This is a genomic window from Vibrio rotiferianus CAIM 577 = LMG 21460, assembly GCF_002741985.1.
Classification (GTDB): Bacteria; Pseudomonadota; Gammaproteobacteria; order Enterobacterales; family Vibrionaceae; genus Vibrio; species Vibrio rotiferianus.
Map to the genome: position 1 here is coordinate 1 of NZ_APHW01000057.1, position 7353 is coordinate 7353.

Here is a 7353-nt window from a genome sequence, read left to right on the forward strand (position 1 = left end):
TCGCGAGGCACCGAGCGACAATTTTAAGCCGAACTAAACTTTGCGAACAACAAACTTTATGTGCTTTGATGCATTTAAGTCAGGCGTAGTCTCAAAGCGGCTACTCAATGAAACCACTTGGAACAAACAACGCCGTAGAAAACGGACTGACAACACCAAAAAGCGCTTTTGGAAAGCCAATCTCACAGTGCGGACTTTCAACAAAGCCACTGAAACCACGTGGAACTTACAACACCAGAGAAAACGTCATTTCAGCGAGTAAATCGGCTTTTATACCCAACAAGCTCACCGAGCGGAGTTGCAACCGAAAACAGACTCTCGATTGCCCTGATCTGTAAGCACCAAAGAACAAAACAACCGCTAGGACAGTTACAAAACTTTGGACTGAAACAGTTGAAACTGAGTTTTGAGCATCGCCGACGCACTTGCGTATCAAACGATCATCAGCCAAATTTTAAGCTTAGAAACGTGATTTTGACTGCTAGCTTTTTCTGGCGACTAACGCCGCATTAAGGTGTGAGCAACGCAACCACGAAACCCAACCTTACCACCGTAAACACCGCACTCAATATTGGAATGAAAAATGCCATGCGTTGGGAATCACTCTTAAATGCTTTGTTATATGCGTAACTTGAAGTCTGATTCAAAAGAAACCAAACCAGAAACATTGTCGATTTCCAGTATCGAACAATATCGCTTACCAACTATACTTTTACCATCTCTGATTACCTCAACTAAAGAAACTTTATCACCTCTAGCAAGTTTGGATAACTCATTAGTATGGTAACATTTGAACCTCAAAATGTTACCATCACTTTCTATTAGCTCACCATCTATCCTTAATCTGTATAGTTCAGTATAGACTTTAATATACTGCCCTTTGGACTTTAGGTCTTTAAGATGCCTAGATAGTTCAACTTCCCCATTTATTGGTTCAGCTATAGATGAGTAAACCTTGTCATCAGCGTTTAGTATTGAGTAGTAATTCAAATAAAATATCTTTTCCAAATGACGATCATAAAAATCAACCTCATTTTCGGAAACTATTAAATCACATGAAATATATGCGATACTTGGTGTCAATGGAAAAAAGAACAGAACTGACTCATATGACTCGGGCACATCAAATCGAATAATCTCCTTTGGTAAAATACGACTTAGATCGTTTTTATTTACATTTTTCCTAATAACAGGATTGTCTGATGTAACAAACTTAAACTTGGTATGATTATATACGATTCTAGAGTTTGGGTGAGCGATGCCACCTAAGTCTATTGTTGGTATTTGTCTTTTAACAACATCAGAAAGTAACTTTGTATAATTATTATCACCAGTAATATCATTACAATATTTAGCAATGTCATCCCACGTCCCCTGCATAGAGCGAATGAAACGATGCACCCTAATATGCTGTAACGTCACAAAATATGAGAGAAAGGACATTACTTCATTAGTCAATTCACGATTCTCTACTTTTGTAAGATACTTACGATATGAGCTTTCTACCGTAGATAAGAAGTTTTCAATTATCGGCTCATTTTCGTCATCCTCCGGAAGATTGTAAAATTTATTTACCGTAAATATACTGTGATTTACGCCTCGCATCTTCCACCCTGAGTCTAGAGTTTTTGAGCTAACAAATACTCCAGATTTCATTTTCGGATTATTTTTTTGTAAATCTGATATGTCAGCTAAAAACGACCTTAAATAGCAAGCTGGAACTAAATGCTGATCTGTTTTCTGTGCCATGAAACCTCCATTTACCGAAAGCATATAACGCCCTGCTAAGGGGTGAGCAACGCAATACCGAAGCCGCTGCATACCACCTTAATCACTAAAATCAACGCATAGTGAAAATGCCACGCGTTGCGAATCCCTCTTGAGCAGTTTGTTAGCTTGCAAACCCAAAGCATTGATTTTACGTTATTTTAAACTTTGCAAACACTACGTTTTATGTGTTTTGATGCATTTAAGTAAGGCGTAGTCTCAAAGCGGCTACTCAATGAAACCACGTGGAACAAACAACGCCACAGAAAACGAACTCACAACACCAAAAAGCACTTTTGGAGAACCAATCTCACAATGCGGACTTTCAACAAAGTCACTGAAACCACATGAATTTACCACACCAGAGAAAACGCCATTTCAGCGAGTAAATCTGCTTTTGTACCAACAAACACAACGAGCAGAGTTTCAGCAAAAGAGTTCAACTCAGTTAATCCATAAGCCACCGCACCAAAGAACAAATCAACCATTGAAACGATGCCAATTTTGGATTTTCACCACGCTAGTTAACACTGAAATTGAACGCCGATACGACAATTTAGACTTTAAGCTTTTACCACTTGATCGTGCGATATAGCTGCGTTTTTCCTCTTGCAAACTAACGCCGCATTAAGGTGTGAGCAACGCAATACCAAAGCTTCCGCATACCACCTTAAACACTAAACGCAACGCATAGCAAAAATGCCACGCGTTGCGAATCACTCTTAAATGCTTTGTTATACAAACATCGCATCAAAGTCCGATTTGTCCCTCGACGAATGTTTGCAAAATTCCGGTCGCTACATCTCCAAGCCTGCCACTAGCTGAGATTAAAAAGCCCTTTAGTTTCTGCTTTGCAGTAATACGATCTGTTTCTGGAACACTACTATCACTTAGCTCATGGACAGCCGAGGTTAACTCTGTTTTATCGCACCCCGCATATAACTCTATAGCTTTTAGCAGTTCTCGTGCTTCAGGGGGTAGATTCACTGTACCAGATATTTCCTTTGCAATTACTCCATTCGCTGTTTGTATAATCTGCGAATTAATAAATACGTTTCGATCAGCACCGTACTGCGATGGGCTATCTAAACCATGAAGAACATTGGAAATACGTTTAGGCATAGGAATACTAGATTCGATTATGCTCTCAAGTGCGATTAAATCCTCTTGAGCGACAACAAACTCAGTTAGTTCAGACTCTAACTCATGTCGAATATTAAGTAATTTTCTTTCTCTCTCATGCTTCAAGTCGACCTGAATTCGACGAGCTTCTTTAGCATATTTCGAGACTAAATCTATTACTTCACGATTATCTAAATTACTTCCTGAGAGTGATAACTTTGCAACTTCAGGGTTTTGGACACAAGCATCCATAAATGATGAAAACTCTTCAAATTTTGATGACAACGAAGATGAAGCTACATTGTCATCACCAAAAACTCATGAATTACACCATTATTGGTTTTATATTGGTCGTGTCTCGCATTAAACCCCGCAACTTTCTGAAGATAGCCACGAAAAAGTTCAAGTAGCTTCTCCGCCTCGCTAGCCCATATGCGTTCTGCAGGAACGTATATTCTAAAAATGAGGTTGTGCTCATTTTTTTCTATGAAAGAAGATGTTAAGACGCTTAACTCAGCATTCTTTTTATATGGTGTTACTCTTAAGTCATACTCGTTGAATAGCGCATATACCGTTTCTAAAACATCAGCACTCGGGGCTTCAAAAAACGAATAGTGATCGTCATCAATATCATCACCAGCCTGGTCTATTAGCATTAAACCCTCGTGGGCAAGTATCAAATTCGGCACTTTTGATAGCTTACTCAACAATTCGTTCGCAATAGCAGAGTACTCGTGATGTGCAAGTGTATCTATCGCAACCTTTGTCAACTTAACAACAGCACACGTCACATCGTAATCATCGAAGTAGGATGAGATACTGCGCCAGTTTTCTATACTAGACTCCAACATTTTACGTTTATACAACTTATCAGTTGCATGGAGTTTAGCAGTAGCAGCCTCTGTATCTGCATTACCAATGAATAGAATAATTTTGTCTTTCTTGCTCATCAAATGCTTCCAATATTTTTCATATATTCAGTCGACCGAGTCAATTCTGGTTGTATAACGCCCAATTAAGGTGTGAGCCACGCTACCACAGCACTCAATTTGGACACCGTAAACACTGAACTAAACCCAAACCAAAAATGCCAAGCGTGGGGAATCACTCTTAAATTGTTTGTTATACGAACATTTCATCGTATGTGCTGATTGCTTTAACTGCACCACTTAGATCATTTTTGCCATTAAAGCCATGCTTAACAGCAATGACGTCACAGCCACTAGATTTAGCTGCACGAATACCCGCAGTGGAGTCTTCAAACACAATTGTTTGGTCAGGTGAAGCAGCTAATTTACCAAGAGCTAAAGTATAGGCTTCTGGGTCAGGTTTATGCTTAGTTACGTGCTCCTGCGTGATAACTAGGTCAAAAGCATTCTCTAGCTGCAACGAGATTAAAATATTATCCACCATCCATGTTGCTGCTGAACTAACAACTCCACACTTTTTACCTGCTAGTTTTAACTGTTCTATGTAAGCCTTAGCCCCAACATTTAGCTCAAGCTCATCATTGAGCATCTGTTCGTAATGAGCTCGAAAGTAGCAATTAAACTCTGTTAAGTCAGGAGCAATATTTGCATTATCAAAGAAGTGACCCGTTACAACCTGCCAACTTTCACCCATAACATCTTTGTAAATGTTGTGGTCTACGTGTGCGCCATAATCCAAACACGCTAATGCTAACGCTTTACCCTTTAAAGGCTCTGAATTTACTAATGTTCCGTCCATATCGAACAGATAAACTTCATAATCTTTCAATTCACTCTCCATGTTAAATTTTTCGAGTTCGTATAACGCCCTGTTAAGGTGTGAGCAACGCAATACCGTTGCCGCCGCATATCACCTTAATCACCAAACGCAACGCATGGTGAAAATGCCACGCGTTGCGAATCACTCTTAAACAGTTTGTTATGTGGTAATTTCGATCAAAACTTGGAAATCCCAAGCTTTTGGCTGAATGGGAAAAGAATAAACATTACCTGGGTCTTCTTCGGCTTCCACTTTTAATTTTCTACCATCAATGAGCGTCAGACAATACTCTAAACCACCTGTATCAATATCTTCTAAGTAACCTAAATCTGAATGATAAATAGATAATATTTTACAATTAACATTAACAATAGAGGTACCCGATATAAATCCGCTGTGTATTTCCAAAGGAATACTATCTCGAATACAGCTAAGGGTAGTAACTTCTCCAACCTTCAGAGCTTGATCCAACTCATACCAATGAAATCGATATTTACAAAGCTTCTGCATCTGTATACTTTCCTATTTTTTACCACATAACGCCCAATTAACGTGTGAGCAGCGCAGACACTGAACTTAACCACTGCACCGTAAACACTAAACTCAACCCGAAGTGAGAGCGCCAAGCGTTGCGAATCACTGTTGAATTGTTTGTTATGTTTTACCACAAACGCATGATTTAATTGAGAAAGAACTGCTATTTCTAACTAGTTTTCTGAAGCAAGCCACAAGGCTAGAATCAACTTGGCCACCAAAGGCGACCAACCTAAAACAAGTATGAACACTTCCCTGCCCAATGAGGCAACACGATAAACATTCAACAGCTACCCTAGTCTCTTCCCACAACAGCGCAAGACAATGGTAAATTGCCGAGACTACTGCCAAGGTAGGATGCTGCTTGGTAAAGAACCTCAAAGCGACTTTAAGCCAGAGACACTTAAACCTACCCTGCTCGACCTGACAATGAAGCAACCCACGAATCTTGGCATGTTTTACGGGCTGAGAGATTCAAGAACTTAGACCGACAATGCTGATTTGCTGAGTCTACTAGGGACGAACTGCCATAGGGATAAAGAACTAGAGCCTGAAACCTTTAGGCCTTTGAATTAAAAGTAAACATAACGCCCTGTTAAGGTGTGAGCAACGCAATACAGAAGCTGCCGCAGACCACCTTAAACACTAAACGCAAAGCATAGTAAAAATGCCACGCGTTGCGAATCACTCTTAAACAGTTTGTTATGTTTATTTCCCATGAACAGAGACCTTTTCAATGTAAAACCCAAGCCAACCTTGCTTACCACAAGCTTCAACCGTGCTACCTATATCAATGCTATCTCGCATCAGCTTTTTCGTAGGGTACCAAAAAGTACGATTCGACTGAGGGGCTTCAATCGTGATGTCACTAAGACCAAACATAACCCTCCTACCCTCGGCAGCGTTTGAGAGTTTGCCGACATGACAATAGCCTTGCCCTGTTAAAATCGTAGTAATTAATAAAACGCGGAAAAATGGCAATAGAAGAATTGCGATAATCGGGTATGCAAAAAGCCCAGAGAATATTAACACCTGCCATCGATTGAAACCTGCTTTATGCCTAAGTCTATGAGCCATAACTGCCCATACACTTTTTCCATTCACTTTCCCAAAGATTACAAATGCCAAGTAACAAGCTGTACAAACAGGCAAAAACCGATAAACGATGAAGTCAAAATACGCACCAGACATATCAAATGGCAGTCTAAATACAATGATGGAAATACCAAAATATATCGCGAAGAAGAGACTCACACTGTTGATAGCTGACATTTTTATCCTTTAAACATAACGCCAAATTAAGTAGTGAGTAACGCTACCACCCACCTAAACCATTGTGTCGTAAACACCGAAGCTGATTCAAAGTAAAAATGCCGAGCGTTACGAATCTGCTTAAATTTATTGTTATGAGCGGGGTTAAGAGTGCGCTTTGACGTACTTTTTAACCTTTTTCATAGCCATTTGACGCTTAAGTGGTGAAAGGTAGTCGATAAACAAGTTACCCGATAAATGATCTATTTCGTGCTGCATTACGATGGCTAGAAACTCATCACTTTCGATGGTCATTGGCTTACCTTCGCGATCTAAAGCAGACACAACAACTGAAGTAAAACGCTCTACGTCCGCATAGTAATCAGGAACTGATAAACAACCTTCTTGGCCCAATGCTTTATCCGAGCCACTAACCACTTCTGGGTTAACCAAAATTAACGGTTCATCTCGACTTTCTGAAAGGTCGATAATAACAACTGCCTCTTTACGACCAACTTGAGTCGACGCCAAACCGATACCATTGTCAGTCGCATATAGCGTTTCCAACATATCGTCTATTAATGTTTGTACCGTCGTAATATCTTGCACCTTTTCCGCTTTGACCTTAAGCCTTGGATCCGGTGCAGTCAGAATTTCTAAAACTGCCATATTTTCCTTCTAATTCTTGGAAGCTCATAACGCCCTGCTAAGGGGTGAGCAACGCAATACCGAAGCCGCCGCAAACCACCTTAATCACTAAATTCAACGCATAGTGAAAATGCCACGCGTTGCGAATCCCTCTTGAGCAGTTTGTTAGTCGCGAGGCACCGAGCGACAATTTTAAGCCGAACTAAACTTTGCGAACAACAAACTTTATGTGCTTTGATGCATTTAAGTCAGGCGTAGTCTCAAAGCGGCTATTCAATGAAA

8 protein-coding genes are annotated in these 7353 nt (G+C 40.1%); all 8 read right to left on the minus strand.

All coding sequences use genetic code 11. From position 1 onward, the window contains the following. Positions 1 to 618 precede the first annotated feature (618 nt). Positions 619 to 1749 carry a DUF4238 domain-containing protein gene (locus tag B853_RS15760; RefSeq protein WP_038887753.1) on the minus strand — a complete coding sequence of 377 codons (1131 nt, stop codon included), beginning with the start codon at positions 1747 to 1749 and terminating at the stop codon, positions 619 to 621. A 371-nt stretch (positions 1750 to 2120) separates the two neighbouring features. Further along, entirely contained in the window at positions 2121 to 2255 is a 135-nt protein-coding gene (locus B853_RS26700) for a hypothetical protein (protein ID WP_004743042.1), read from the minus strand. A 262-nt stretch (positions 2256 to 2517) separates the two neighbouring features. After that, positions 2518 to 3174, minus strand: a complete 657-nt coding sequence (locus B853_RS15775; RefSeq protein ID WP_143700800.1) for a hypothetical protein — start codon at positions 3172 to 3174, stop codon at positions 2518 to 2520. Positions 3175 to 3185: 11 nt separating this feature from the next. Beyond that, entirely contained in the window at positions 3186 to 3839 is a 654-nt protein-coding gene (locus B853_RS15780) for a hypothetical protein (protein ID WP_128826923.1), read from the minus strand. Between the two features lie 172 nt (positions 3840 to 4011). After that, on the minus strand, positions 4012 to 4659 hold the full coding sequence (locus tag B853_RS15785; RefSeq protein ID WP_038887472.1) for an HAD family hydrolase: 648 nt from the start codon (positions 4657 to 4659) through the stop codon (positions 4012 to 4014). A 138-nt stretch (positions 4660 to 4797) separates the two neighbouring features. Further along, the gene (locus B853_RS15795) at positions 4798 to 5148 is read right to left on the minus strand and encodes a hypothetical protein (RefSeq protein WP_050569017.1); all 351 of its coding nucleotides are present in this window, start codon (positions 5146 to 5148) and stop codon (positions 4798 to 4800) included. Positions 5149 to 5880: 732 nt separating this feature from the next. After that, positions 5881 to 6444, minus strand: a complete 564-nt coding sequence (locus B853_RS15810; RefSeq protein WP_038887471.1) for a hypothetical protein — start codon at positions 6442 to 6444, stop codon at positions 5881 to 5883. Between the two features lie 144 nt (positions 6445 to 6588). After that, a complete protein-coding gene (gene def / locus B853_RS15815; RefSeq protein ID WP_128826925.1) occupies positions 6589 to 7092 on the minus strand; it encodes a peptide deformylase in 504 nt (167 codons plus the stop codon). Positions 7093 to 7353: the final 261 nt, after the last annotated feature.